Raw genomic sequence first — 23,569 nt, 5'->3', positions numbered from 1 at the left:
TAGATGACACGAGTGATGATGGTGATGACACGGATGGCAACACTGAAGATGATGCAACGGTAACGACCATAGCCGAAGATCCAAGTATCGAGGCGGTTAAGACCGTAGCGATCACGAATGATGTTGCACCAGTAGGCGCGAGTTTAGGCGACACTGTAGAATATACAATCACAGTAACGAACACTGGAAATGTGACTTTAGATGGTGTAGGTATTGTGGATACGTTCGAGGATGCCAATGGTAATACCTTAACCTTATTAACAGGTCCAACGTTCGTCAGTGCGGATGCAGGCAGTTTAGAAGGCGACTTATTAGTCGGCGAGACGGCGACGTATACAGCGACTTATGTTATAGAGCAAGATGCAGTAGATGCAGGCGGCTTTAGCAACAGTGTATTAGCTGATGGTGATAGTCCAGCAGATACGAATGTAGATGACACGAGTGATGATGGTGATGACACGGATGGCAACACTGAAGATGATGCGACAGAGACTATTATAATCCAAGAGCCAAGTATGGCAATTGAGAAAGCAAGTAGTTTGGACTTAGGTGCTGATGGTATAGCAACTGTAGGTGATATCATTACTTACACTTATACAATTACAAATACAGGTAATACAACATTATTTGATGTGAGTGTTACTGAAGACACAACTGACTTTACAGGTACAGGAGGATTACCAACACTAATATATCAGAGTGGTGGTAGTGATGAAGATGGTGAGTCTGACTTAGAAGATATGGTAGTAGGTACAGGTACAATAGTTTATACTGCTACATATGCAATTACTCAAGCAGATATTGATGCAGGTATTGTAACGAATCAAGCTGTCGCAAATGGTACAGATCCTTTAGGAGGAGACGTTTCAGATGATAGTGATGACCCAACAGACACAACAGGTACGGATGATCCAACGGATACAACTATTCCACAAGATGCTAGTATTGCAGTAGAGAAAACAAGTAGTTTAGACTTAGGTACGGATGGTATAGCAACTGTAGGTGATATCATTACTTATACTTATACAATTACAAATACAGGTAATACAACATTATTTGATGTGAGTGTTACTGAAGACACAACTGACTTTACAGGTACAGGAGGATTACCAACACTAATATATCAGAGTGGTGGTAGTGATGAAGATGGTGAGTCTGACTTAGAAGATATGGTAGTAGGTACAGGTACAATAGTTTATACTGCTACATATGCAATTACTCAAGCAGATATTGATGCAGGTATTGTAACGAATCAAGCTGTCGCAAATGGTACAGATCCTTTAGGAGGAGACGTTTCAGATGATAGTGATGACCCAACAGATACAACTGGTACAGATGATCCAACGGATACAAATATTCCACAAGATCCTAGTATAGCAGTAGAGAAAACAAGCAGTTTAGACTTGGGTGCTGATGGTGTAGCAAATGTAGGTGATATCATTACTTATACTTATACAGTAACTAACACTGGAAATACAACAGTATTTAATGTGAATGTTACTGAAGATGTAGCCGACTTTACTGGAACAGGAACATTACCAACACCAGTGTATCAGAGTGGTGGTAGTGATGAGGATGGTGATACAGAAATTGATGATATTGCGGTTTCTCCACAAAATCCAATTGTATTTACTGCTTCATATGCACTTACTCAAGCGGATATTGATGCTGGTATAGTAACAAACCAGGCTGTTGCAAATGGTACCGATCCTTTAGGTGGTGGTGTATCAGATGATAGTGATGACCCAACCGATCCAACAGGAACGGATGATCCAACAGATACTGAGATTATACAAGTACCATCAATTAGTTTAATTAAAACTACTTTACCGTTAGAGGATACCAATGGAGATGGTATTGCCGGAAGTATTGATGACATAATTACTTATGTATTTGTTGTAGAGAATACAGGAAATGTAACCTTAACGAATGTTGAAGTACAGGACGTATTGCCTGGACTAAATCTTGTTGGTGGACCAATAGCTGTATTGTTACCTGGTGAGGTTGATGGTACAACATTCACTGCAACGTACCAAATCACTCAAGATGATTTAGATACTGGATTTATTACGAACTCTGCAACAGTGACTAGTGAAGGTCCTAATGGAGATCTCTTTGATCCATCTGATGATGTGGTTGATATTAGTGATGATCCAAATGATCTTAACGATGATGATAATAACGGTAACGGTAACCCTGATGATCCAACAGTTACTCCAGTTAATTCAATATTTGATTTACAGGTGGATAAGGTTGTTGATCCGACTGATCAGGTTGTTGTTGGTGATGAAATTACATTTACCATTGAGGTTGCTAATATTGGTAACGTAACAGCAACGGATATTGTTATAAGTGAGCAGATACCTAGTGGTTATGTATTTATCTCTGCAATTACTACTGCAGGAACTTATTCTGAAGTAAGTGGTGAATGGGCTATTACGCAACTGGATCCCGATCAAGTAGAGATATTACAGATCACGGTCGAAGTTCTAGGAATTGGAGATTATTTGAATACGGCATTTGTCGAGAGCTCAGTAGGAGGAACAGATGTAGATACAAATAATGATGAGAGTTCAGCTTCAGTCGATCCAATTTGTTTAACAATTTACAACGAGTTCTCACCTAACGGAGACGGTGTAAATGAGACGTTCGTGATTGATTGTCTAGAGCGATTCCCTAATAACAAATTAGAAATCTATAATAGATGGGGTAATATAGTTTACTCTAAGAATGGATATCTAAATGATTGGGATGGGACTTCTAATGGTAGAGCTGTAATTGAACAATCAAACGGATTGCCAGTAGGAACATACTATTATGTTCTAGACCTAGGAGACGGTTCTGAACCAAGAGTTGGATGGTTATATATAAACAGATAAGCTAATTAACACTTAATTATAAAATACGTTAAAATGATACATAAATCATCAATATTAAAAGGATTAGTAGCTGTAGTATTTGTACTAATAAGTGCTAATAGTTTTGCACAGCAGGATCCACAGTATACGCATTATATGTACAATACACTTAGTGTAAATCCTGCATATGCCGGACAAAGAGAAACCTTAAGTGTAGTAGGTCTTCATAGATCCCAGTGGGTTGGTATAGATGGAGCGCCACAAACACAAACCTTAGGTATACATTCTCCTTTGCGAAATGATAGGGTAGGATTAGGTCTTAACATCATAAGTGATGCACTTGGACCAGCAAGAGAAACTTTTGTGGATGCAAATTTCTCTTACACAATACCTTTAAATACCAATGATCTAAAACTATCTTTTGGTGCTAAGGCAGGTATACATATGTTAGATACAGATTGGAGTAAGGGACGTTTTCAAGATCCTGATGTTGTATTCAATCAGAATTTGAATTTAATATCTCCAATGATTGGAGCAGGATTATATATGCATACAAGAAAATGGTATTTAGGATTTTCGATTCCAAACTTCTTAGAAACAGATCACTATGATGATTTTCAAGAATCTGTAGCTACGGAACGAATGCACTTTTATGCCATTGGTGGATATGTATTTAATCTAAGTGAAACTTTAGAATTAAAACCTGCTTTTTTAGTTAAAGGCGTTTCTGGTACACCACTAATCGCTGATATATCAGCTAACTTTTGGTACAAGAAGAATTTAACAGCTGGTCTTGCATGGCGCTGGGATGATTCTGTTAGTGCTTTAGTAGGATTCCAGGTTACACCAGGTATGTTCATAGGTTATGGATATGACTTAACGACAACAGGCCTAAATAACTACAATAGTGGCACACATGAGATTACTTTAAGGTTTGAAGTAAAGAGATTAGGTAGAATTTTATCACCACGTTTTTTCTAAAATATTGAATATGAAAAGAGTATATAAATATATTTCGTTAGCAATTGTTATTGCATTTACTTCGTTAGTATCTGCGCAACAAGGAAAAATTCAGAGCGTTAAAAATGACTACAGAGACTTTGCATACGTTAAAACGAGCGAGGTTTTATTAGAAGTTGCAAATAAAGGCTATAAGTCTGCCGAATTATTTCAAAAATTAGCCAACTCTTATTATTTCAGAAACCAAATGGAAGATGCGGCAAAATGGTATGGAGAACTAATGGCCTTGAATGAGGTAATAGATCCAGAATACTATTTTAGATATGCACTTGCACTCAGAGGAACAGAAAATTATCAAGAATCTGATATGTGGATGAAAAAATTCTATGAGATGAAGCCAGACGATATGCGTGGTAAGGCCTTTATTTCAAAGGTAGATTATAGAGATGCTATAGAGGAACTTAGTAGAGATGATATAGAGCCGATAAATTTAGAAATCAACTCCGAATTTTCAGATTTTGGAACTACTGAATATGAAGATAAAATTGTTTTTGCATCCTCAAGAGGTGGTGGCAGAAAATATAGATGGAACGAACAGCCTTATTTAGATCTTTATAGTGCAAAAGTATCAGACTCTAGTTATAGTGAAGTTACTGAAGTACTTGGAAAGGTTAATACAAAGTTTCACGAATCTAGTGCTATTTTTTCTCCTAACGGAAAGTACATGTTTTTTACTAGGAATAACTTTTTCAATTTAAAATATAAAGAAGACGAGTCTGGTGTAAATAGACTCCAACTTTATAGAGCTACGTTAAGTGAAGATGGAACATGGGATGAAATTCACTCTGTACACTTCAACAGCCAAGATTATAGTGTTGCACACCCTTCATTAAATCTCTTAGGTAATAAACTTTATTTCGCATCTGATATGCCTGGTACTTTTGGTCAATCAGACATTTTTGTTGTAGATGTAAATGATGATGGTACATTGGGTGAGCCAGAGAATTTAGGGCCATCAATTAACACTGAAGGTCAAGAGTCATTTCCTTTTGTGAATACAGATGGAGATCTTTATTTTTCATCAAATGGATATCCTGGACTTGGTGGGTTTGATGTATTTAAATCTGAAGAATTAGATACCAAAGTTAGAGCAGGTTCTAATAAAAACTTTCCAATAGAAAACATTGGTAAACCTGTAAATGGCGCTTATGACGATTTTGCGTATTATGAGAATTTGGTAACTAAGCGTGTATATTTTAGCTCGAATAGAGAAGGTGGTAAAGGAAGTGATGATATTTATTCATTTGAGATCCCAGAATGTGAGCAACTTGTTGTAGGTACAGTGGTTGATATGGATACTGACGAATTAGTACCTAATTCAACTGTTATTCTTTTTGATGGAGAAGGAAAGGAAATAGAACGTGTTACCGTTGGTGCAGATGCTCAATTTCAATTTAGTTTAGGTTGTGAATTAGAATATTTAGTAAGAGGAGAAATGGAAACTTATGCTTCTGATGAAAAACGTTTTACTACACCAGACAGAAAGCAAGAGTTAATGCTTCAGTTATTACTTGATAAAGATGAGCAAGAAATAGAACCATGTGATGATTTAGCTAAAATCTTAGATATTCCAATTATTTATTTCGACTTTGATAAGGCCAATATTAGATATGACGCTGAGATTGAACTTCAAAAAGTTCTTGCTGTATTAAATAAGTATCCAACGATGACTATTGATATTAGAAGTCATACAGACTGTAGAGGTCCTGAAAAATACAACGAAAACTTATCAGAAAGAAGAGCACAGTCTACAAGAAAGTACTTAATTGATAATGGCATTTCTGAAGAACGATTAACTGCTAAAGGTTATGGTGAGTATAGATTGGTAAACGATTGTGGTTGTGAGCCAACAAATGCATCGACATGTTCTGAAGAAGAGCATCAGTTAAACAGAAGAAGTGAATTTATTATCACTGGTATAAATGGTAAAACATGCCCAGATAAATAAATCAATAAAATATCTTAAAATATTAGCCGATTATAACTTATAATCGGCTTTTTTTATGAATTCCTTTACTTTTTTTAATGGTATTGGTAGTAATTTTGCAATATGACAGAAGAACAGGTCATCCTAGTGGATGAAAATGACAATCAAATTGGTCTAATGGCCAAAATGGAAGCTCATGAAAAGGCCGTTTTACATCGTGCTTTTTCAGTATTTGTATTTAATGAAAAGAACGAGTTAATGCTTCAGCAAAGGGCTTTACACAAGTATCACTCTCCAGGCTTATGGACAAATACTTGTTGTAGTCACCAACGCGATGGAGAAACTAATCTCGAAGCGGGAAAAAGAAGATTGCAAGAGGAGATGGGTTTTGTAACAGAATTAAGTGAAACCACTTCTTTTATTTATAAGGCACCTTTTGATAATGGCCTTACCGAGCACGAGTATGATCATGTTATGATTGGGTATTTTAATGATGAACCAAGTATTAATGAGGATGAAGTTGCCGATTGGAAATGGATGCCACTAGAGGCAGTTAAATCAGATATTCATCAAAACCCAGATAATTATACGGCTTGGTTTAAAATAATATTCGAGAAGTTTTACGAACACATAAATGTAAATCCATCATGAGAGTAACTGTACATAGAAAGGCGCATTTTAATGCGGCCCACCGATTATACAGAAAGGATTGGTCTTTCGAAAAGAATGATGTTGTATTCGGTAAATGTAATAATCCAAACTTCCATGGTCATAATTATGAGTTAATTGCGAGTGTTACAGGTGAAATTGATCCGGAAACAGGTTATGTAATTGATGTGAAAGTACTAAAGGATATCATTAAATCTGAGGTTGAAGATGCCTTCGATCATAAGAATCTTAATATTGAAGTACCAGAATTTCATAATTTAAATCCTACGGCAGAAAATATTGCTGTGGTCATCTACAATAAGGTAAAAGCCAAATTAAATCCTAAATTTGATCTCGAAATAACACTTTACGAGACACCTCGTAATTTTGTAACATATTCAGGCGAGTAATTTATGAGCATATTATATCCACTTAAATTTAAACCCATTTTACAAGATAAAATTTGGGGTGGCGAAAAGCTAAATAAATTTTTTAATAAAGACTCCCAATCAAAGCTATTAGGAGAAAGTTGGGAAGTGAGTACTGTGCCTGGAAATGTTTCTTTAGTTTCGAATGGAGATTTTAAAGGAATTAGTTTACAAGCGCTTTTAAATGATTATACCTACGAATTATTAGGTGAAAAGAATTTCAAGAGATTTGGTAAAGATTTCCCGCTATTAATCAAATTCATTGACGCAAAAAAGGATTTGAGTATACAGCTTCATCCAGACGATGAACTGGCCAAAAAACGCCATAATTCCTTCGGTAAAACAGAAATGTGGTATGTGATGCAAGCTGATGAGGAAGCAAACTTAATTGTGGGATTTAAAGGTGATGTTAATAAAGAAACTTACTTAGAACACCTAAAGAATAAAACATTAACTGAAATACTGAATTTTGATAAGGTTACCGAAGGTAATACTTACTTTATTGAAGCAGGTCGCGTACATGCTATTGGAGCAGGGGTTTTATTGGCAGAAATTCAACAGACCAGTGATGTGACTTACAGAGTCTATGATTGGGACAGAGTTGATGCGGATGGAAATGAAAGAGAATTGCATAATGATATTGCTATAGATGCTTTTAAATTTAATATGAAGGATGATTTTAGAGTTGACTATGACAACACCAGAAATACATCGAATGAAATGGTGGCGTGTCCTTTTTTTACGACCAATTTTCTTCCAATTAATGGAGAAGTTAGTAAGAGGAATGTATTTGATTCTTTCATAATTTATATGTGTGTGAGTGGCGAAGTTAAAGTTGAGACAGAACAACATTGTGAAGTTATTTCTGCTGGCGAAACCATCTTAATTCCTGCATCTATAAAGGACTTTACGCTAAGCTCAGCTGAGGGTAAACTTCTTGAAGTTTACGTTTAAAACAAGCTAAATAAACCCAATTTTTAATTTAAGTATTTATTACTTTTGTACTTATAAATAATATCAATTATGGCTAACAAAAGAGATTTAAAAAAAGACATAAATTACGTGCTTGGTGATATCATCGAAGCAGTGTATATCTGGGAACTTGCAAATGCTGAAAAACCAACAAAAGAAAGCGAAGCAATTATCGATGAGGCTATAGCTACATTTGATGAATTAATTGCTCGAGTTAACGACAGAAGTGTAGAGGATAAGAAAGCACATTTTAAGGCTATTAACAACGACTTAGAGTCCAAGGGAAAAAGCCTTATCGATAAAATCAATAAGTTAAAATAAGGTATTAAAGGTATCTGGATTTGATGCTATATACTGTTGCCGATATAGCTCAGCTGGCTAGAGCAGCTGATTTGTAATCAGCAGGTCGTGGGTTCGAGTCCCTCTATCGGCTCAAATAAAAACTCCAACTAGAAGTAGTTGGAGTTTTTTATTTTATTTATTTCGATTATCAATCAATGTTTTTAGTTGTTTGCCATATAAAGATTCTTTGACGTTTTCTGAGAGACTGTTATATATCGAATCTATATAAATTGGATTAGCACTAGGAACTTCATAGAGTGCTAAATAGGGTGCAATTTCACTCTCAGCGTTATTCATTGCATATTGTATGGTGTAAGAGTACTTGCGCTTTATTAATCTTTTAGAGAGTTTAGCAATAGAATCAAAAGCTATAGAATCACCTTCCTTCTGTGCTAATAGTGAGGCTTCAATTAAGTCTAGGTTTTGATTTTTATAACCCTCCATTATTTCTAGATAGGCATTTAAAAGATCTTGTTGCTTAGAGCCTTTAATTTTAGCATCAAAATTAAAATTGTTTAAGGTGGTATTTATTTCTGTGACACCTTGGTCCGCAAAGAAGGGTATAAAGTGCTCTTCACCATCATTTTTAAACAATTTTAAATACAATAACCTTGGCTCATCTAAAGAGGTGCTTAAAACAAATTCTTTTTCACCAACAATATCTAATGAGTCGAGATTAATAACAGTAGAATCACCATCTTTTTGTAAATAAACTGTACCCTTTTTTAGACCTTTAATAGTGCCTTTTAAAGTAAAGTTTGCGGTATTGTCATTTCCACAAGAAACGATAAGTGTAATTAAAATTAAAAGACTTAGGGTCTTATATAATCTAGTCATATTTATAAGTTATGGTTATTATGTAATGGGTGCAATAATTCGCATTAATTCAGCAGTGAGCATGGCGCCATATGTGCCTACAACGTAGCCAAATACAGCTAGTAAAACACCAACAGTTGCTAATGATGGGTGAAAAGCCGCGGCCACTACAGGTGCTGAGGCTGCACCTCCAATATTTGCTTTGCTACCTACTGCTAAAAAGAAATAAGGCGCTCTAATAAGTTTGGCAACTAAGAATAACAGAGCAACATGGATAGCCATCCAAACGAGACCCACCACAATTAAGCCCGGATTTTCTACAATTTTAGTAAGATCCATTTTCATTCCAATTGAGGCGACAAGTATGTAAATAAATACGCTACCAATTTTACTTGCTCCTGCACCCTCATATTTTTTTAAACGTGTGAAGGAAAAGAGGATACCTAAAATGGTCGCAAAAGTGATCATCCAGAAAAATTGAGATCCGAAAGAGGACCAAGCTGATTTTTTATCTCTTACCGCTTCAATGTTATTTTTTAGAAATTCAGATATTTCGTTGGCTCCAAAATGCGAAATACCTACAACTGTAAAAGCGATACCTAGAATAATCATAAAGTCAGCCAAACTAGGATTTCTTGAAATACTCGCAGCATAACTTGATACTTTCTCCTTTAATGTGTCAATTGCACTATTATCTGCTTTGAGCCATTTGTCAATTTTTTTCTGTTTGCCAATACCAAGTAATAGGATAGCCATCCATATGTTCGCCACTACAATATCTACAATTACCATTCCTGCATAATTGGTGATATTATATTCATAAATCTCCAACATTGCTGCCTGATTTGCACCACCACCAATCCAACTGCCCGCAATTGTAGCCAAGCCTCTCCACACAGCATCAGGACCTGCACCTCCTACAGTTTCAGGAGAAATAAACGCAATTAAATAAATAGCGATTGGCCCTCCAATAATAATACCTAATGTTCCTGTTCCAAACATGGCTAGTGCTTTCCAACCTAAGTTGAACACTGCCTTTAAATCTATACTTATTGTCATTAAAACAAGTGCAGCTGGAAGTAAATAGCGACTCGCAATATAATAGACTTGAGATTGGTGTTTTACCACTTGCCCTGAAGCATCGGTAGTCTCCCATTCTGGTGCAATAATACCAAGTGTGGTTAGAACAGCTGGTGTCATATAAGCCATTAAGAGTGCAGGGAAATATTTATAGAATTTTTTCCAGAAACTGTTTTCACTCGTCGAAGTATAGAAAACAAACCCTAACAACAACATTAGCAGTCCAAACACAATAGTATCGTGAGTAAAAATAGGAGTGGTATCCATGATTTTGATTTTAGATTGGTGCAAAATACAAAAATTCAGGACTAAAAAAAGTGACCATTAAGATCACTTTTTGTTTGTTGGAGGTTCCTTTTTTTTAGGTTCCCTTTTATGTGTTTTTAAAGATTGCATTAACATCCATTCTATCTGTCCGTTGGTGCTTCTAAATTCATCAGAAGCCCATTTCTCAATAGCTTTGAGCATATCTTCATTTAACCGTAATGCAAATGCTTTTTTCTTAGCCATCGTTATTTAATTTGGTTTTATAAGTCTGCAATACCATTTCGGACTCATTTTTTAATTGTGTACCAATAAGGAGTTTTTTACCATTCTTTAGTTCAAGTTGTATACCTATATCGCCAGAAACATTAATAGCAGTGCCACCTTCTTTTTTCCAAAACTTACCGCCTTTTATTCCCCAGCCACCATATTCTGTAAGGGCATCATATTTTCTTATGTAAGCCTTATTGATATCATTCCAATTTATGGTTTTGAATTTAAGATGAAAAGGAAAAAACTTATAATGAATTCCATTTTCATCTATACGTGTCGTTAATCGGAAAATAAAAATTAAACATGGTGCTAATAATGTTATAATAAGGATTGAAGTAAACTCTAGCGGTGTAAATTGTTCTGGATTCTTAACGTAAGAACCTATAATAAGCGCCACAGGTACAATTAGACTTACCAACATTAATATGATTAGCCATAATTGATTAAATCGCTGATGTTCCTTAAATATTCTCATTATCTGTTTTTATCACGCTCTAAAACGACACTAGTCCAACCTTGACCAATAAAATTTACAGTCCAACCTTCACGTGCATGTTGATTGAGTAAATCCTCAAAATTTTGAAATCGATGCCTAAATCCTAATTTAGGTTGTATCACTTTATATTCTTTCATTTTAATTTTTGTCTTTATTAATTAGAAATGCGATAGCTATTACTACGCCAATAATTGTTCCTATAAGAGAACCCATATACAGTACCCATGGCAACATTACCTATCACAGCGCCTATGGTAACGCCAAAGCTAGTTCCTAAGGCGCTACCAATAGCTACGCTATATATTTGATGCTTGCTCATTATTAATGACTTAATGTTCCTGTATTCACTACAGGTGATGCGTCTTTATCACCACATAGCACTACCATAAGATTACTTACCATTGCAGCTTTACGTTCTTCATCTAAATCAACAACATCATTCTTATTAAGTTCTTCAATTGCCATTTCAACCATACTCACAGCACCTTCTACTATTTTGTGTCTTGCAGCAACTATAGCTGTTGCTTGCTGACGTTTTAGCATGGCATTTGCAATTTCTTGTGCATAAGCTAAGTAGCCAATACGTGCTTCTAAAACCTCAATACCTGCAATAGAGAGACGCTCGTCAATTTCTTTTTCAAGAGCATTACTCACTTCATTTACACTAGAGCGTAAGGTAATGTCCTCGTCATGACCTTCGTCAGCAAAATTATCGTAAGGATACATGCTTGCTAATTTTCGTACTGCAGCATCTGTTTGTACACGTACAAAATTTTCATAATTATCTACATCAAAAGCGGCTTTATATGTATCCTGAACACGCCATACCAATATGGTACTAATCATAACAGGATTACCAAGTTTATCATTAACCTTAAGACGTTCACTATCAAAATTACTTGCTCGTAATGATATTTTCTTTTTGGTGTAGAATGGGTTCACCCAATAAAATCCATTCTTCTTTACGGTGCCAACATATTCTCCAAAAAGTAATAGAACTCGAGATCCATTAGGTTGTACCATAATGAAGCCAAACATAATTATAACAGATAGAAATAATGATAGTCCTGGCCATGGTGTTTCATATGCAATTATTAAGCCTATACTTCCGACAAACATAATTAGAAATACAAGTAGCATTAAATAGCCGTTTGCTGGTACAATGATTTTTTCTTCTTTCATGATTTAAAAATTTAACTGGTTAATCATTTAATTTAACATGATATTAAAATGATATCATAAAGATATAATTTATTTCATTAGTACACAAATAATATTTTTTGTTACAGTTAAAAACAAAAATTTTAGTTTTTAAGTTTGGCACGAGCTTTGCTATATATAAAATGTAATGTTTCAAACGACAGTTGTATTAAACAACTTTACTTCAAAATCGTTGCATTACAATTTGGTTGGTTAGTTAGTAAAAAAGCATCTCAGTTATGAGATGCTTTTTTAATATTATTAAGTCGTTTAACTCCTTATTTTATAAAGGATGTGATTGCTTTAATAAGATCTGAAGAAATCGCTCTAGAGGTATCGTTATATGATTTTGAATTTTCGAGATCATCACCTTCAATTATAAATAAAATGTGATTCATATTCTCGATTAGTTTTAATCTAGCCTTTTCATTAGATTTTTTTAATTGCTCTGCTTCCTCAACTGTTACTTGTAGATCTTTAGTTCCATTAACAATTAATATTGGTATATCTAATTTATTCAAGATATCAGTAGGGTAGTAGGACATCCAGTTGATCATAAATGGTTGTATTTCCTGGCTAAACATTGAAGTTAATTCAGGAGGATAGTCGTTGGTGGTCTTACCAGCTTTTAAAGTATTGATCACACGTTCGGTATCTGTCTTAAACATTGGAGCTGTTTTTTCAACCTGCTCAAGTATGACATCACCAATATTCTGTCCAGCTCCAGCTAAAGAAATAAAACCATCCACATCTTCCATAGAAGCTAGCATTCCAATTAGACTACCTTGGCTATGCCCAATGACAAAAATCTCTGAAAATTCATCCTTGTCCTTAAAATGTTTTATAACATCTTTGGCATCATTTACGAAATCATCGAAGCGCGTATTGAGGTCAAATTTTCCGGTTTTAAGCTGTTTTACAACGCGTTTATCATATCTAAAGGTGGCTATTCCGTTACTAGTTAAATTTTCAGCTAATTTTTTGAGCGAATTGTTTTGAAGAAAGTTTTGATTGCCATTTCGATCTGTTGGACCAGAACCTGCAATGATAATTGCTAGTTTAGGCTTCTCCATTTCATTAGGTACCAACAGTGTGCCATCAATCCATTTAGATATTTGAAGTTCTTCACTACGAAATGGTGAATTTTCAGTTTGCGAAAAGCAAAATGTAGATACAAATAATAAGACTAAAACATGATAGATCTTCATAGCAAGCTTTTTAAACAAAATTAGTTATTTATTAGTAACAAAATTAAGGCCGATTTAGTATCAAAAAAAAGTAGATTCCACTTTTTGTATTTTGCATTTTATCGATGAAATGCACATTTTCATCTTTAAATGTTAAAATTATATGTATTATATCGATTAAATATGTTTTTAGGCGTCAAAATTAAATCCTAATTCTATATTTGAAGTGTACTAAAATTTAGTTTTTAGTTCAATGGATTAATTAATTAATATTTGCATTATGTTATGTTGACTTAGAGACCCTAAATCTACTTACATAATAAAAAAAGCAAATTAGGAAAACCGGGTTTGAGGGAACCCGGTTTTTTGTTTTTTAATTAATAAGTTTTCTAAATGTGAGATTAATTCGAGGTCCAATTTCTTTTTTTGTCTTAGCAATTTGATGTAACCAAAAATGTTGCATTTCTCCTTTCATAATTAATAGGCTACCATGTTTTAAAATTAATTTGTGTTTTGCTTCTTTAATGCTTCTGTGTTTAAAATGAAAAGGACGCTCTTCACCTAGACTTATTGAGGCTATTATAGGGTTTTTACCAAGTTCTTTTTCGTTGTCTGCATGCCAACCGTTACTGTCTTGTCCGTGTCTATATAAATTAATTAAAACAGTATTAAAATCGGATTCTGCAATTTTTTCAATGCGTTCTTTTATTGATAATAAAGTAGAGGTGAAGTACTTGGGATACATTGTAATATTTGAATAGGAGTAGGGTTGCCCAGATTCTCCATAAAGTGCTGTTAATCTCGGTTGTTTATATAATTTCCCAAATATTTTAATATCATCTTGTTGCCAATTAGTTTCACTGTAAATTGTATCGAAAAATGAATCTGCCTCATGTTTTTTAAAAAACTCAGGAACATAGGTTAGTTCTGCGTTAGGTAGTTGCAGGTGTTCAATCTCGTTTGTAAACAGGTCCATGGCATTTTTTTTGTCTAAATTAGTACTTAGATATGAAATTTAAAACGCTTTTTCTTTTCATTGTTTTTAGTAGTTTTTTAGGCAGTAGTTTTTATCAAAAAGAATTGCCTGACGGATTTGTTTATGCAAACGATATTATAAAAGACCTTGATGTAGAATTAAGATACTATTCTGCGAACAACTTTGTAGGCGATACAATAGATGGCTATAAGGCTAACAAACTTATTTTGACTAAAGCTTGTGCTGATCGTTTAAAATTAGTTCAGGAGGCGCTTCAATCTAATAATATGTGTCTTAGAGTTTATGATGGTTACAGACCACAACAAGCAGTTAATCATTTTATAAGATGGGCAAGAATCTTAAATGATACCGTAAATAAGTCTAAGTTTTACCCTAATGTTCTAAAACGAAATTTATTTAAAGAAGAATATATAGCCTCAAGATCTGGTCACAGTAGAGGGAGTACTGTTGATCTTACCATAATTGATGGTAATACAAATAGGCCATTAGATATGGGTAGCCCGTTTGACTTTTTTGGTGAGCCATCGTGGGTAGATTACCAAGACATCACTGAACTCCAAAAAAAGAATAGACAACTATTACATCAGGTGATGTTAAAGCATGGCTTTAGGAATTATGCGAAAGAATGGTGGCATTTTACGTTACGTGGAGAACCCTTTCCAAATACTTACTTTGATTTTCCTGTAGAGTAATTAGATAATTTTTAGTGCAGTAAAGAAGATGAAGGCCAATTCTATAATTAGAATCAAAGGATGAGTAATTTGAGTCCTTAGTTGTCTTTGTAAGTATTGACTGTTATTCCAATACCATAATTAAATAGGCCCTTATCTAAAAGACTCGATTTAAACCCGTTGCCTTTTTCAAACTTAACCCAACTGTTTCCATTGATAAATATCCGTTTTACATAGGTGTTCTTATTAATGACCTTATCTGTAAAAGGTAAAAGTGGTCTAAAATTAGTTGGTATCTTAACTGTACCAGTTTTAGACTTTATTTCCTTGTACTTTTTATTAGGTAACAACTTCCCGTTTTTATCAGTGTAACCCAATACCTGTAATGATACAAAAAAGCCATTTTTGGGAATGTAAATATTTAAGTCATCGACATCTAAATCAAAAAAATCACCATTTCTCTCAGTGGCTCTAAATACAATAGTCTCATAAGTTAAAACCTTACCTGGATATCCATTATTGTTGCTATAGAAATTTACTTTAAACAAGGTTGAAAATTTCTTTTTATCACTATTCGACTTTTTCCTTTTATTCCAATCTTTAGATTCTAGTGCAATTGGAAAAAACACATTGGTAACTTTTTGATCCTTATTCGAATTTTTAGGAAAATAAACTGCGATTTCAGATTCTATAGTTGGCAACCAACACTTGTAATAATCATCATCTAAATAAGGCTTTATTTTCTCCTGTTTATATTTTCTGTTGTTCTTTATCCCTATTACCACTTCATCCAATTCATCGGCTTGTGGTACCATTAAAATCGAGTCGGTTAGTTGTTTGGTAGATAAGTTTAAGCTTTTGTATCCCAAAGCTGAAATGAATAACGAATCAATATCTGGATATAATTTCTTTGTAAAAAAGAACTTACCATCATCATCAGCAAAAATGCCATTACCGTTTCCAAAAGAAACTGCAGCATAACTCACAGGATAATGAGTTAAACTATCCGTTAAAATAATTTGAGCGTTTAAGGATTGTAGGGAGATAAAGAGAATGCAAATAAATCTAATCATAAATAGATATCTAACTCAGTTAAATATACACTATTTATAGGCATAAAAAAACGCCTCAATATTTGAGGCGTTTTAATTTTGATTGATTAGATTTTATTCATCTAAAGCCTTTTTGGTCTGGGTATAGCCAACATATAAACCTACACCTGCCATAAAGAAAACAACAGCTACGTTTGCACCATCATTTAGGGTGGTATATTCATCTATGAGCGAAGCTATAAATGAACCTAAACCAATACCCATTAGAAGGAAGGCAACATTAATAATTATAACTTTCCATGATGAGCCTGAGCGCTTACCCATATTAAATATACTGGCATCTGCTCCTTTTTCGATAAGAGCTAATCGTTCTTTGTTTCTAGTAGAAAAGTATAAATAAACGATTCCAAAAACTGCGGCAAAAAAGCTCAACGGGATTAAAATTTCTTCTTGCATAATATTTGTCTTTTAATTGATTAATTTTAAATGTTCACAGCTTATGACGATATGTTTTTTGATAAGGTTACACTTTTTTTAAAAAAAATTATTTTCCAATTAATTGTAACCTTATATATACAAGTGTCGTCTTAATTTAAAATGACCACTAACGACGATCAAATAATCAATGCTATTAAAAATGGTGATACCCAAGCTTTCTCAATCTTGGTAGATCGCTATAAGGACTTGGTATATACCTTGGCCATTAGGATGATTAAGAATAGAGAGGAGGCGGAAGAAGTGGCACAAGACACGTTCATTAAAGTTTTTAAATCTTTAGATAGGTTTAAGGGAGATTCAAAATTTTCAACTTGGATATATAGGGTTACTTATAATACCTGCCTAGATAATATAAAGAAGAATAAAAAGCATTTAAATGATGTTGCAATAGATGAGTTTACATTTAATAAATTAGATACTATTGATAATGCTTTAGATCATTTAATGAAACAAGAGCGTAGTCAGCTTATAAAGCAATGTATTGAAAAGTTACCTGAAGACAGTAGTGCTTTAATAACACTATTTTATTTTGAAGAGATGTCTTTAGAAGAAATATCAAAAATTATCAATGTTGAAACAAATACAGTTAAAGTAAAGTTATATAGAGCACGAAAAAAGTTGGCCGTTATATTAGAGCAGTATTTGCAACCACAAAATAGATTGAATTATGGAACAGGATGATAAGAGAATAGCAGATTTGGTAAATAAGTTAATGGATTCAAATAACCTTGAAAAGGCACCTTTGGATTTTACTGACAAGGTTATGACCAAAATAGAAGGGTTGTCTGAGACTAGTGCAATTGTGTATAAGCCACTTATCCCTAAGCCTGTAAAGTGGAGTATAATTGTTGCTATTTTATCATTTATAGGCTATATCCTTTTTAAAACACCAGCATCAGAAGTTGGGTTGACCGAACGTTATAATTTACCTGAGCTTTCTTTTAACCTTTTAGACAAAATAGCATTCGACTTTTCATCGTCATTAATGTATGCAATGATCTTCTTGGTTCTTATGATTGGAATTCAAATACCACTTATGAAGCAACACTTTGAAAAAAGGTTGGCCATTTAATCTGGGAAATACCAAAATGGTATTTTTCTAAGGCTGAAATAGACCGTATCATTATCTCTATTTAATCCCTTTCTTTTAAACTCGAGCAAATGTTTGCCCTTAGTTAAATTGTCTGTAGATATATAACTTTCAAAACCTAAGGTTCCTTTTTTAGTGTGACTCACGATAAATTCTGATTCAACAACGGTTGTGTCAATCTTTGTATAATACACCTTGTTAAATGTAGAAAGATAAGCTCTTCTTAAACTATCTCTGTTTTGCATATTGCTATTATCATTAATAACCACAATATCTGAATCTAATCCGCGAATATCTTTTTCTGGCTTTAAGCCTTCATTAAATGAAAAAATTCTATCCTCAATATCTTCAGAATAGGGCACAAATACTTTAATGTAGTTTTCTTTTATGACCTTAGATTGGATTACTACATTATCTATATAACCAGACTCTTCTTCAATTAAATCCTCATAATTATCTCGATTAGAGATATAATCATTGGATGCATTTTCTACACTGAAGTAATTAGAAAAATTATAGTGCAACGAAAAGGCGATAGCAAACCCTATAAACAAAGGAAATAATAACATTGCAAAACGTCTTCCAAATTTATTATCTAAAAAATTATAAACGATCGGACGATACAAAAAGGATAATGTGATAAAACTAAATACCCAATAGAAAGGAAAATAGAACTTAGAGGTCCATTTTTTGCGCTTTAAAAACCCTTGAGTGATATAATCGATGAAAGTAAGGAGCATTCCAAAAACAATAAATAGCATTAATGGCACACCAAATCCAATGGAAAACCATTCTGGTAACCAATCACTATCTATAATATTACTGCCAATGAAACCAATAGTAAAAATTATGCACGTCATGGCTAAGACATAGAAAATTAATAGGAAAGACGCAGCAAAAATTATACTGCAATAGTTTTCTAAAGTAGCAATGTATTTGTCGAATGAACCAACTTTTTTCTTTAGGTATTTAGTGAATTTTTCACTGTAATTGAGTTCTTCATAATCAATCTCACCAGAAACGTACCGTAAGCCTAATGCACCAATCCAAAGACCTCTGAGTAATACATGTATTAAAAGACTAAAAATTAAAATAATACAAGATATACGAAAGACCGTAAATGCAACTCTTTTATAATCTTGGCCTGTAGCAACAGCTTCGTTAAAGTATAATACAACTGAATCATAAGCTGTAAAAAGACCAAAATTAGCGAAACCAGAAATGAGCAATTCTAACTGCCAACTTTCTTCTTGTAATTTTTCTAGTAGCTTTTTAAAAGCAGGATTAGTGTAATCAGAACTCATTATTAGTTGCTTTTATTCGATTAAAATTAGTGATTAAGATTAATAAAACACCTAATAAAAAACAAAAACACCACAAATGTGGTGTTTTCTGATTACACTGTACTGTCCATTAACTATTAACTATACCAGGACAAGTATTTTGAACTATTTAATAGCTAAAATTAGTTAGTCTAAAGAATAAAAAAATTATCCTATGTTAAGACTGGACAAAAAGATTATTTAGAAGGTTATTCATAGTTATGGATTAGCATGTTAATACTTTAGTAATATACTAATATTGCTATACCCAACTTGTAGTTTAGCGACTAGAATTAAAAAGTTCTTTCACATTTGGTTTACTTAATTCTATAAGCGTAAATACACCTAAAAGAATGCCTAAGATTCCTGTTAAGCAATTAACCACTGCCATTGCAAAAATAAAGTTGTAATTTTTTTCAGCTTTTAGATAATTGGATGCCAATATCGTAAGGATTCCAATAGTGACTGTAATGACAAGTCCAATACCTCCAATAATAATTATAAAAACGCCTGGGTTAAACGGTATATCGTTATCTTGATTTAATTCTACCGCACTCGTTACGAAAAACCCAAGACCAACATAAATCATAAAGAATAATGAAAAGCAAAGTGTCAAAATTCCTTTGATAAGAAAAAGTATACTGAATGTTCTTAAATTATTGTTTGCCTGCATCGTAAAGAAAAGTGACTTATTAAATATAAAAAAACCACCTCAAAGTTGAGGTGGTTCTTAAAACTTTATTTGTATTAAATTATTCTGAAGCTTCTTCTAAAGGAATTAAATTATCATCAGGAATACGATCTATCATTTTATTATAAGGATCGATACCTGCCTTTACAGGTAATTTATCAGTTACAAAAGTATATTTGGTTTGCCCTGGTTTTACCCAAATACGTTCTAATACTAAAGGTACTTTTGTAGTTATGCCTTGTTCATTTACATCATCCTCATCAAAGACGCCAATTTCCAGCAAATTAGGTTGATCTCCTTCTTGGAGAAGTTTACCGTTACCATCAAAGTAATTTTTTGCACTTTGTATATCTAAGGTTACTTCAAATTTATCATCTGCAAGCTTCTTATATGTTGCTTCATTTACCTTATTAGAGTATAATGTGATTTTCTCAAAACTATCTTCTAAATAATACTTTAAAGAATCTGGTGTAACCGATTTCATATAGTCGTACCATTCGGTGGTGGTTGTAAAAGGAGCTTTTGGTCTAAAGCGTGCCGCCTCCGTGTAGGCCTTAAATCCTCTGTTGAGATTATCTTCACCTATAAGATCTTGCAATGCATATAGAATTAAGCCTCCCTTTCTGTACCATACATAAGCCTGATTATCATTATCCAAGAGCGTCTTTTCAAACTTACTCTCATTAGCTCTACTTCTTAAATAGCGATCTAACTCTTCCTTTAAGAAACGCTGCATTGCATCTACACCGTATTCTTTTTTCATAACCATTAAAGACGAATATTCCGCCATAGACTCTGAAATCTGATTTGAGCCACGTGTGGCTGATGGTGTAATCTGGTGGCCCCACCATTGATGTGCTACTTCGTGTGCGGTAACAGTATATACATAATCTAAGTCGTTAGGATCGCTAAAATCACCAACCCAACCAAAACTTTCTGCAAAAGGTACTGTGTTAGGGAAGGACTGAGCAAATGTTGCATATCTAGGAAACTCTAAAATGCGCATTTGTCTATATTGATATGGTCCGTAGTTTTCAGTAAAATAATCAATGGAATGCTTCACACCTTTAATAAAGCGATCTAAATTATAGGTATGTGTAGGATGATGAAAGATTTCAATATTAACTTCATCACCATTTTTACCAGTCCATACTTCGCGGTGTACTGCGTATTCTGCAGAAGAAATATTGTAGAAGAAATCCAGTTCTCCTTCCATTTTGTAATGATAATATTTCCTGCCGTTTTCTTCCCATTCTTTTTGCAAGTAACCTGGCATTACTGCAATTTGATTTGGCGCTGTACTCACAATACCCTCAAAGGTCACGTAATCTGCATCATCATTAAATAACAAATTGCTTAAACCCCAAGGATCTTCTTGATCAGGTAAGGAATAATCTTTAATTGGTAAATCATATTTCTTTCGATCTTGGTCACTTGTGAGTTCCCCTTGTGAGCTGTAGCCAAAGGAAGGAAAGAAGTTATTGTTTAAAAATGTTCCGTTATAAACAATTGTGGAACCTGATCCCTCATTTGGGAATCCTTTATAATTAGCTTCTACCTCCAAAGCTAACGCAATAGTATCATTGGGTTGTAGAGGTGGATTGAAGGCATAAATCTCGTAGCCATAGTCATCATACTTTTTTCCTAATTGAGGTGCTTTGCCATTTAAAGTAAAGTGCGTCACCTTCTTTTTTAATAAACCTTCAGGTCCCCAATTGAGGTGAAGAGAATCAATAACTTCGTCAGATTTGTTAACCATAATGTAATCTGTTCTAATCGTGGCAGAACGTTCTTCAGGTACCAAATCGGCATTTACCTTTACATCAATTACTTTTGGTTGTGCAATTTTATCATATTTACTCAATTGCTTTTCATATTCTGCTGATCCAATAGTTCCTGCTTCTACGGTTTGATATTTATTAATGGTCTTTGTATTATAATTAATGTAAAAACCTGCACCTATAAATATGACGAATAGGATTATAAACGTAGAAATAGTTCTAAGATTTAGACGTTCTTTGGCTAGTTTCCAGCGGGCTTTTCTACCAGAATCTGTGCCGCGTTTCCAGAATAAATAGCCAATAACGGCTAATACACCACCACAGGCTAACCAATAGGTTCTAAACCAAAACAAAGATTCTCCAAAATGACCAAAACCGTTCATGTCTGAGACTGTATAGCCAGGCGCATAACCATATAGGTATAAGTTATTATTTACATCAGCAAGACTATTTAATCCAAAGAGTAGTACCCAAATCGCAATGGCCACAACGTGACCCATAAACTTCTTTGTAACCAAGGAGTGCACAAAAAAGGCCAGCATCACAAATATGATATACTTTGGAAATTCAATTAAATATAAGTCGGTGAAGTATTTGTCAAATTCAAAATTAAAGTAGCCTTTTACGATTTGATTTAACACACCACTTACTAATACCATGTTTACCAAAATGAAGCTCACCATAACAAGCGCTAAAAATTTAGACCCATAGACTATTCTATTTGGTAATGGTAGAGATCCAAAGATTTGGTCATAATTTACGCTACGTTCTCGATGCAACACTTCACCTGTCATAAACACGATAAGTATGAAAATGAGAATGATATAAGTGAAATCCTTAACTTCTAACATGTAATAGGTTAAAGGCAAGGATGGTGTACCATAAATTGGGAATCCAAACCAAGCATCAAAGAACAAAAACAAAACAGCCGCAATTAAAATTGCTCTAAAAAAGTTGTCTTTAATTATGTTTTTAAATTCCATAAATGCTAAACCAAAGAGTAACTTAAGATTTAGGCCTTTTGAAAATACCTGTTTAACATCAGGTATTTTAGTTAATGCTGCAGTTGAACTTTTTTCTTCATTATTTTGATCCTTCTTTTTAGTCTTGTAATTCTTGTTTAGGAATTTGATGAAATCAAATCTAAAGAGTGTATAAAAGAAGGCTAATAAACCAATACCACACCATATGAGTCTGTTCCAAACTAAAACACCACTAAATGGTACCGTAAGGGTATTTTGCTCTTCAGGAGTCCAATAACGAATGATGTTATTATAAGGGCCTAATCCAAATGGATCCAATAAGCTCACAAGATTTTTATTTTCTAAATCCTGCGTAAGCGTTAAGGTTATTAAATAAGTGATAAAAAGAATTGCACCACCAGCATAGGCTAGCATTACTTTTTTTGTTAAACTCACTAAAGCAAAAAAGATACAACCTGCAAAGAAGAAGTTGGTCCAATACAAGACTAACGTAGGTTGTAAATAATGCCAAAAATTGAAATCTGTGAATCGATCTGGTTCAACGTATCCTGCAAAAGGACCGATAGCAAAACCAATAATAAGCCCTAAATGAAGGCCTAAACTCACAAGAAAGAGTACAAACATAGAACCAACAAATCGGCCAAGCAAGTATCCTTTTTCAGTCACAGGGTAAGAGAAATAGTAATTTTCTGTTTTGTGCTCTATATCTCTATAAATAGGAACTCCCATTATTGCACTAGATAGCATAATTCCAAAAATACTAATGGTAGTGAGCATCGTTGCGATTGCAACCGGAGAGTTAACAAATACTTTTTCGGAGGCTGGTCCATTACCGCCAATCGATACAATAAGTCCAAAAATTAAAAGAATACCGAAGTATGCCCAAGTGGCTGGTCTTTTAAATCTATATTTTATCTCAAAGAGAAAGATTTCTTTAAACATAATTGATAAGGTTTAGATTAGTATTAAACAA

At 33.8% G+C, this 23,569-nt stretch carries 24 protein-coding genes and 1 tRNA gene; 11 read left to right on the top strand and 14 right to left on the bottom strand.

Features of this window, described 5'->3' with window-relative positions; translation table 11 throughout:
• From ACRHOC_RS09685 to ACRHOC_RS09650, 8 genes are all read left to right on the top strand, one after another.
• The coding region (locus tag ACRHOC_RS09685; protein ID WP_431158430.1) for a DUF7507 domain-containing protein at nucleotides 1-2,879 on the top strand (2,879 nt) is incomplete at its 5' end.
• 33 nt (nucleotides 2,880-2,912) lie between these two features.
• Complete coding sequence (locus ACRHOC_RS09680; RefSeq protein WP_431158429.1) at nucleotides 2,913-3,839, top strand: PorP/SprF family type IX secretion system membrane protein; 927 nt, start codon at nucleotides 2,913-2,915, stop codon at nucleotides 3,837-3,839.
• A 10-nt stretch (nucleotides 3,840-3,849) separates the two neighbouring features.
• Complete coding sequence (locus tag ACRHOC_RS09675; RefSeq protein ID WP_431158428.1) at nucleotides 3,850-5,826, top strand: OmpA family protein; 1,977 nt, start codon at nucleotides 3,850-3,852, stop codon at nucleotides 5,824-5,826.
• 102 nt (nucleotides 5,827-5,928) lie between these two features.
• Nucleotides 5,929-6,456, top strand: coding sequence for an isopentenyl-diphosphate Delta-isomerase (gene idi / locus ACRHOC_RS09670; RefSeq protein ID WP_431158427.1), 528 nt, complete (start codon nucleotides 5,929-5,931; stop codon nucleotides 6,454-6,456).
• A complete protein-coding gene (locus tag ACRHOC_RS09665) occupies nucleotides 6,453-6,863 on the top strand; it encodes a 6-pyruvoyl trahydropterin synthase family protein (protein WP_431158426.1) in 411 nt (136 codons plus the stop codon). Before idi ends, ACRHOC_RS09665 begins: the two co-directional genes overlap by 4 nt.
• A 3-nt stretch (nucleotides 6,864-6,866) precedes the next feature.
• Nucleotides 6,867-7,835 carry a type I phosphomannose isomerase catalytic subunit gene (locus tag ACRHOC_RS09660; protein WP_431158425.1) on the top strand — a complete coding sequence of 323 codons (969 nt, stop codon included), beginning with the start codon at nucleotides 6,867-6,869 and terminating at the stop codon, nucleotides 7,833-7,835.
• 69 nt (nucleotides 7,836-7,904) lie between these two features.
• Entirely contained in the window at nucleotides 7,905-8,174 is a 270-nt protein-coding gene (locus tag ACRHOC_RS09655; RefSeq protein WP_431158424.1) for a hypothetical protein, read from the top strand.
• 38 nt (nucleotides 8,175-8,212) lie between these two features.
• Nucleotides 8,213-8,286: transfer RNA gene (locus ACRHOC_RS09650), tRNA-Thr, on the top strand.
• 41 nt (nucleotides 8,287-8,327) lie between these two features.
• Here the strand turns inward: ACRHOC_RS09650 and ACRHOC_RS09645 are convergent.
• From ACRHOC_RS09645 to ACRHOC_RS09605, 9 genes are all read right to left on the bottom strand, one after another.
• Nucleotides 8,328-9,032, bottom strand: coding sequence for a DUF4369 domain-containing protein (locus ACRHOC_RS09645; protein ID WP_431158423.1), 705 nt, complete (start codon nucleotides 9,030-9,032; stop codon nucleotides 8,328-8,330).
• An 18-nt stretch (nucleotides 9,033-9,050) separates the two neighbouring features.
• Complete coding sequence (locus ACRHOC_RS09640) at nucleotides 9,051-10,358, bottom strand: DUF819 domain-containing protein (protein ID WP_431158422.1); 1,308 nt, start codon at nucleotides 10,356-10,358, stop codon at nucleotides 9,051-9,053.
• Between the two features lie 63 nt (nucleotides 10,359-10,421).
• Nucleotides 10,422-10,601 (bottom strand): Arc family DNA-binding protein, encoded by a 180-nt coding sequence (locus ACRHOC_RS09635; RefSeq protein ID WP_431158421.1) that lies wholly within the window; start codon nucleotides 10,599-10,601, stop codon nucleotides 10,422-10,424.
• Nucleotides 10,594-11,103, bottom strand: a complete 510-nt coding sequence (locus ACRHOC_RS09630) for a hypothetical protein (protein WP_431158420.1) — start codon at nucleotides 11,101-11,103, stop codon at nucleotides 10,594-10,596. The genes ACRHOC_RS09635 and ACRHOC_RS09630 overlap by 8 nt, the downstream gene beginning before the upstream one ends.
• Entirely contained in the window at nucleotides 11,103-11,261 is a 159-nt protein-coding gene (locus tag ACRHOC_RS09625) for a hypothetical protein (protein ID WP_431158419.1), read from the bottom strand. The genes ACRHOC_RS09630 and ACRHOC_RS09625 overlap by 1 nt, the downstream gene beginning before the upstream one ends.
• 17 nt (nucleotides 11,262-11,278) lie before the next feature.
• Nucleotides 11,279-11,443 carry a hypothetical protein gene (locus tag ACRHOC_RS09620; protein ID WP_431158418.1) on the bottom strand — a complete coding sequence of 55 codons (165 nt, stop codon included), beginning with the start codon at nucleotides 11,441-11,443 and terminating at the stop codon, nucleotides 11,279-11,281.
• 2 nt (nucleotides 11,444-11,445) lie between these two features.
• Complete coding sequence (locus ACRHOC_RS09615) at nucleotides 11,446-12,306, bottom strand: SPFH domain-containing protein (protein WP_431158417.1); 861 nt, start codon at nucleotides 12,304-12,306, stop codon at nucleotides 11,446-11,448.
• Between the two features lie 296 nt (nucleotides 12,307-12,602).
• Nucleotides 12,603-13,532 (bottom strand): alpha/beta hydrolase, encoded by a 930-nt coding sequence (locus ACRHOC_RS09610; RefSeq protein WP_431158416.1) that lies wholly within the window; start codon nucleotides 13,530-13,532, stop codon nucleotides 12,603-12,605.
• Nucleotides 13,533-13,884: 352 nt separating this feature from the next.
• Entirely contained in the window at nucleotides 13,885-14,487 is a 603-nt protein-coding gene (locus ACRHOC_RS09605; protein WP_431158415.1) for an alpha-ketoglutarate-dependent dioxygenase AlkB family protein, read from the bottom strand.
• A 32-nt stretch (nucleotides 14,488-14,519) separates the two neighbouring features.
• Between ACRHOC_RS09605 and ACRHOC_RS09600 the strand changes: the two genes are divergently transcribed.
• On the top strand, nucleotides 14,520-15,200 hold the full coding sequence (locus ACRHOC_RS09600) for a M15 family metallopeptidase (protein ID WP_431158414.1): 681 nt from the start codon (nucleotides 14,520-14,522) through the stop codon (nucleotides 15,198-15,200).
• A 77-nt stretch (nucleotides 15,201-15,277) separates the two neighbouring features.
• On the opposite strand, the gene ACRHOC_RS09595 is transcribed toward ACRHOC_RS09600, so the two are convergent.
• On the bottom strand, nucleotides 15,278-16,252 hold the full coding sequence (locus ACRHOC_RS09595; RefSeq protein ID WP_431158413.1) for a hypothetical protein: 975 nt from the start codon (nucleotides 16,250-16,252) through the stop codon (nucleotides 15,278-15,280).
• A 93-nt stretch (nucleotides 16,253-16,345) separates the two neighbouring features.
• Nucleotides 16,346-16,687 (bottom strand): CPP1-like family protein, encoded by a 342-nt coding sequence (locus ACRHOC_RS09590; protein ID WP_431158412.1) that lies wholly within the window; start codon nucleotides 16,685-16,687, stop codon nucleotides 16,346-16,348.
• A 141-nt stretch (nucleotides 16,688-16,828) separates the two neighbouring features.
• Here ACRHOC_RS09590 and ACRHOC_RS09585 point away from each other — a divergent pair, with 141 nt between their 5' ends.
• Both ACRHOC_RS09585 and ACRHOC_RS09580 read left to right on the top strand, forming a co-directional pair.
• The gene (locus ACRHOC_RS09585) at nucleotides 16,829-17,410 is read left to right on the top strand and encodes an RNA polymerase sigma factor (RefSeq protein WP_431158411.1); all 582 of its coding nucleotides are present in this window, start codon (nucleotides 16,829-16,831) and stop codon (nucleotides 17,408-17,410) included.
• Complete coding sequence (locus ACRHOC_RS09580) at nucleotides 17,397-17,801, top strand: hypothetical protein (protein ID WP_431158410.1); 405 nt, start codon at nucleotides 17,397-17,399, stop codon at nucleotides 17,799-17,801. The genes ACRHOC_RS09585 and ACRHOC_RS09580 overlap by 14 nt, the downstream gene beginning before the upstream one ends.
• Here the strand turns inward: ACRHOC_RS09580 and ACRHOC_RS09575 are convergent.
• The 3 genes from ACRHOC_RS09575 to ACRHOC_RS09565 all read right to left on the bottom strand — a co-directional run bounded on the left by ACRHOC_RS09575 (nucleotide 17,798) and on the right by ACRHOC_RS09565 (nucleotide 23,538).
• Nucleotides 17,798-19,123 (bottom strand): hypothetical protein, encoded by a 1,326-nt coding sequence (locus ACRHOC_RS09575; protein ID WP_431158409.1) that lies wholly within the window; start codon nucleotides 19,121-19,123, stop codon nucleotides 17,798-17,800. The two genes, ACRHOC_RS09580 and ACRHOC_RS09575, sit on opposite strands and share 4 nt — an antisense overlap.
• A 298-nt stretch (nucleotides 19,124-19,421) precedes the next feature.
• The gene (locus ACRHOC_RS09570; RefSeq protein ID WP_431158408.1) at nucleotides 19,422-19,757 is read right to left on the bottom strand and encodes a hypothetical protein; all 336 of its coding nucleotides are present in this window, start codon (nucleotides 19,755-19,757) and stop codon (nucleotides 19,422-19,424) included.
• 136 nt (nucleotides 19,758-19,893) lie between these two features.
• Nucleotides 19,894-23,538 (bottom strand): ABC transporter permease/M1 family aminopeptidase, encoded by a 3,645-nt coding sequence (locus tag ACRHOC_RS09565; protein ID WP_431158407.1) that lies wholly within the window; start codon nucleotides 23,536-23,538, stop codon nucleotides 19,894-19,896.
• Between the last annotated feature and the right edge of the window lie 31 nt (nucleotides 23,539-23,569).

The organism is Winogradskyella poriferorum (assembly GCF_050618035.1).
Taxonomy (GTDB): domain Bacteria; phylum Bacteroidota; class Bacteroidia; order Flavobacteriales; family Flavobacteriaceae; genus Winogradskyella; species Winogradskyella poriferorum_A.
Note: the sequence above shows the minus strand (reverse complement) of the source record. Positions and strands in the feature narration are given on the sequence as shown.

Coding starts and splice junctions, on each gene's coding strand:
- ACRHOC_RS09680 (WP_431158429.1), top strand. CDS start 2,913: ATGATACATAAATCATCAATATTAAAAGGATTAGTAGCTGTAGTATTT.
- ACRHOC_RS09675 (WP_431158428.1), top strand. CDS start 3,850: ATGAAAAGAGTATATAAATATATTTCGTTAGCAATTGTTATTGCATTT.
- idi (WP_431158427.1), top strand. CDS start 5,929: ATGACAGAAGAACAGGTCATCCTAGTGGATGAAAATGACAATCAAATT.
- ACRHOC_RS09665 (WP_431158426.1), top strand. CDS start 6,453: ATGAGAGTAACTGTACATAGAAAGGCGCATTTTAATGCGGCCCACCGA.
- ACRHOC_RS09660 (WP_431158425.1), top strand. CDS start 6,867: ATGAGCATATTATATCCACTTAAATTTAAACCCATTTTACAAGATAAA.
- ACRHOC_RS09655 (WP_431158424.1), top strand. CDS start 7,905: ATGGCTAACAAAAGAGATTTAAAAAAAGACATAAATTACGTGCTTGGT.
- ACRHOC_RS09645 (WP_431158423.1), bottom strand. CDS start 9,032: ATGACTAGATTATATAAGACCCTAAGTCTTTTAATTTTAATTACACTT.
- ACRHOC_RS09640 (WP_431158422.1), bottom strand. CDS start 10,358: ATGGATACCACTCCTATTTTTACTCACGATACTATTGTGTTTGGACTG.
- ACRHOC_RS09635 (WP_431158421.1), bottom strand. CDS start 10,601: ATGGCTAAGAAAAAAGCATTTGCATTACGGTTAAATGAAGATATGCTC.
- ACRHOC_RS09630 (WP_431158420.1), bottom strand. CDS start 11,103: ATGAGAATATTTAAGGAACATCAGCGATTTAATCAATTATGGCTAATC.
- ACRHOC_RS09625 (WP_431158419.1), bottom strand. CDS start 11,261: ATGAAAGAATATAAAGTGATACAACCTAAATTAGGATTTAGGCATCGA.
- ACRHOC_RS09620 (WP_431158418.1), bottom strand. CDS start 11,443: ATGAGCAAGCATCAAATATATAGCGTAGCTATTGGTAGCGCCTTAGGA.
- ACRHOC_RS09615 (WP_431158417.1), bottom strand. CDS start 12,306: ATGAAAGAAGAAAAAATCATTGTACCAGCAAACGGCTATTTAATGCTA.
- ACRHOC_RS09610 (WP_431158416.1), bottom strand. CDS start 13,532: ATGAAGATCTATCATGTTTTAGTCTTATTATTTGTATCTACATTTTGC.
- ACRHOC_RS09605 (WP_431158415.1), bottom strand. CDS start 14,487: ATGGACCTGTTTACAAACGAGATTGAACACCTGCAACTACCTAACGCA.
- ACRHOC_RS09600 (WP_431158414.1), top strand. CDS start 14,520: ATGAAATTTAAAACGCTTTTTCTTTTCATTGTTTTTAGTAGTTTTTTA.
- ACRHOC_RS09595 (WP_431158413.1), bottom strand. CDS start 16,252: ATGATTAGATTTATTTGCATTCTCTTTATCTCCCTACAATCCTTAAAC.
- ACRHOC_RS09590 (WP_431158412.1), bottom strand. CDS start 16,687: ATGCAAGAAGAAATTTTAATCCCGTTGAGCTTTTTTGCCGCAGTTTTT.
- ACRHOC_RS09585 (WP_431158411.1), top strand. CDS start 16,829: ATGACCACTAACGACGATCAAATAATCAATGCTATTAAAAATGGTGAT.
- ACRHOC_RS09580 (WP_431158410.1), top strand. CDS start 17,397: ATGGAACAGGATGATAAGAGAATAGCAGATTTGGTAAATAAGTTAATG.
- ACRHOC_RS09575 (WP_431158409.1), bottom strand. CDS start 19,123: ATGAGTTCTGATTACACTAATCCTGCTTTTAAAAAGCTACTAGAAAAA.
- ACRHOC_RS09565 (WP_431158407.1), bottom strand. CDS start 23,538: ATGTTTAAAGAAATCTTTCTCTTTGAGATAAAATATAGATTTAAAAGA.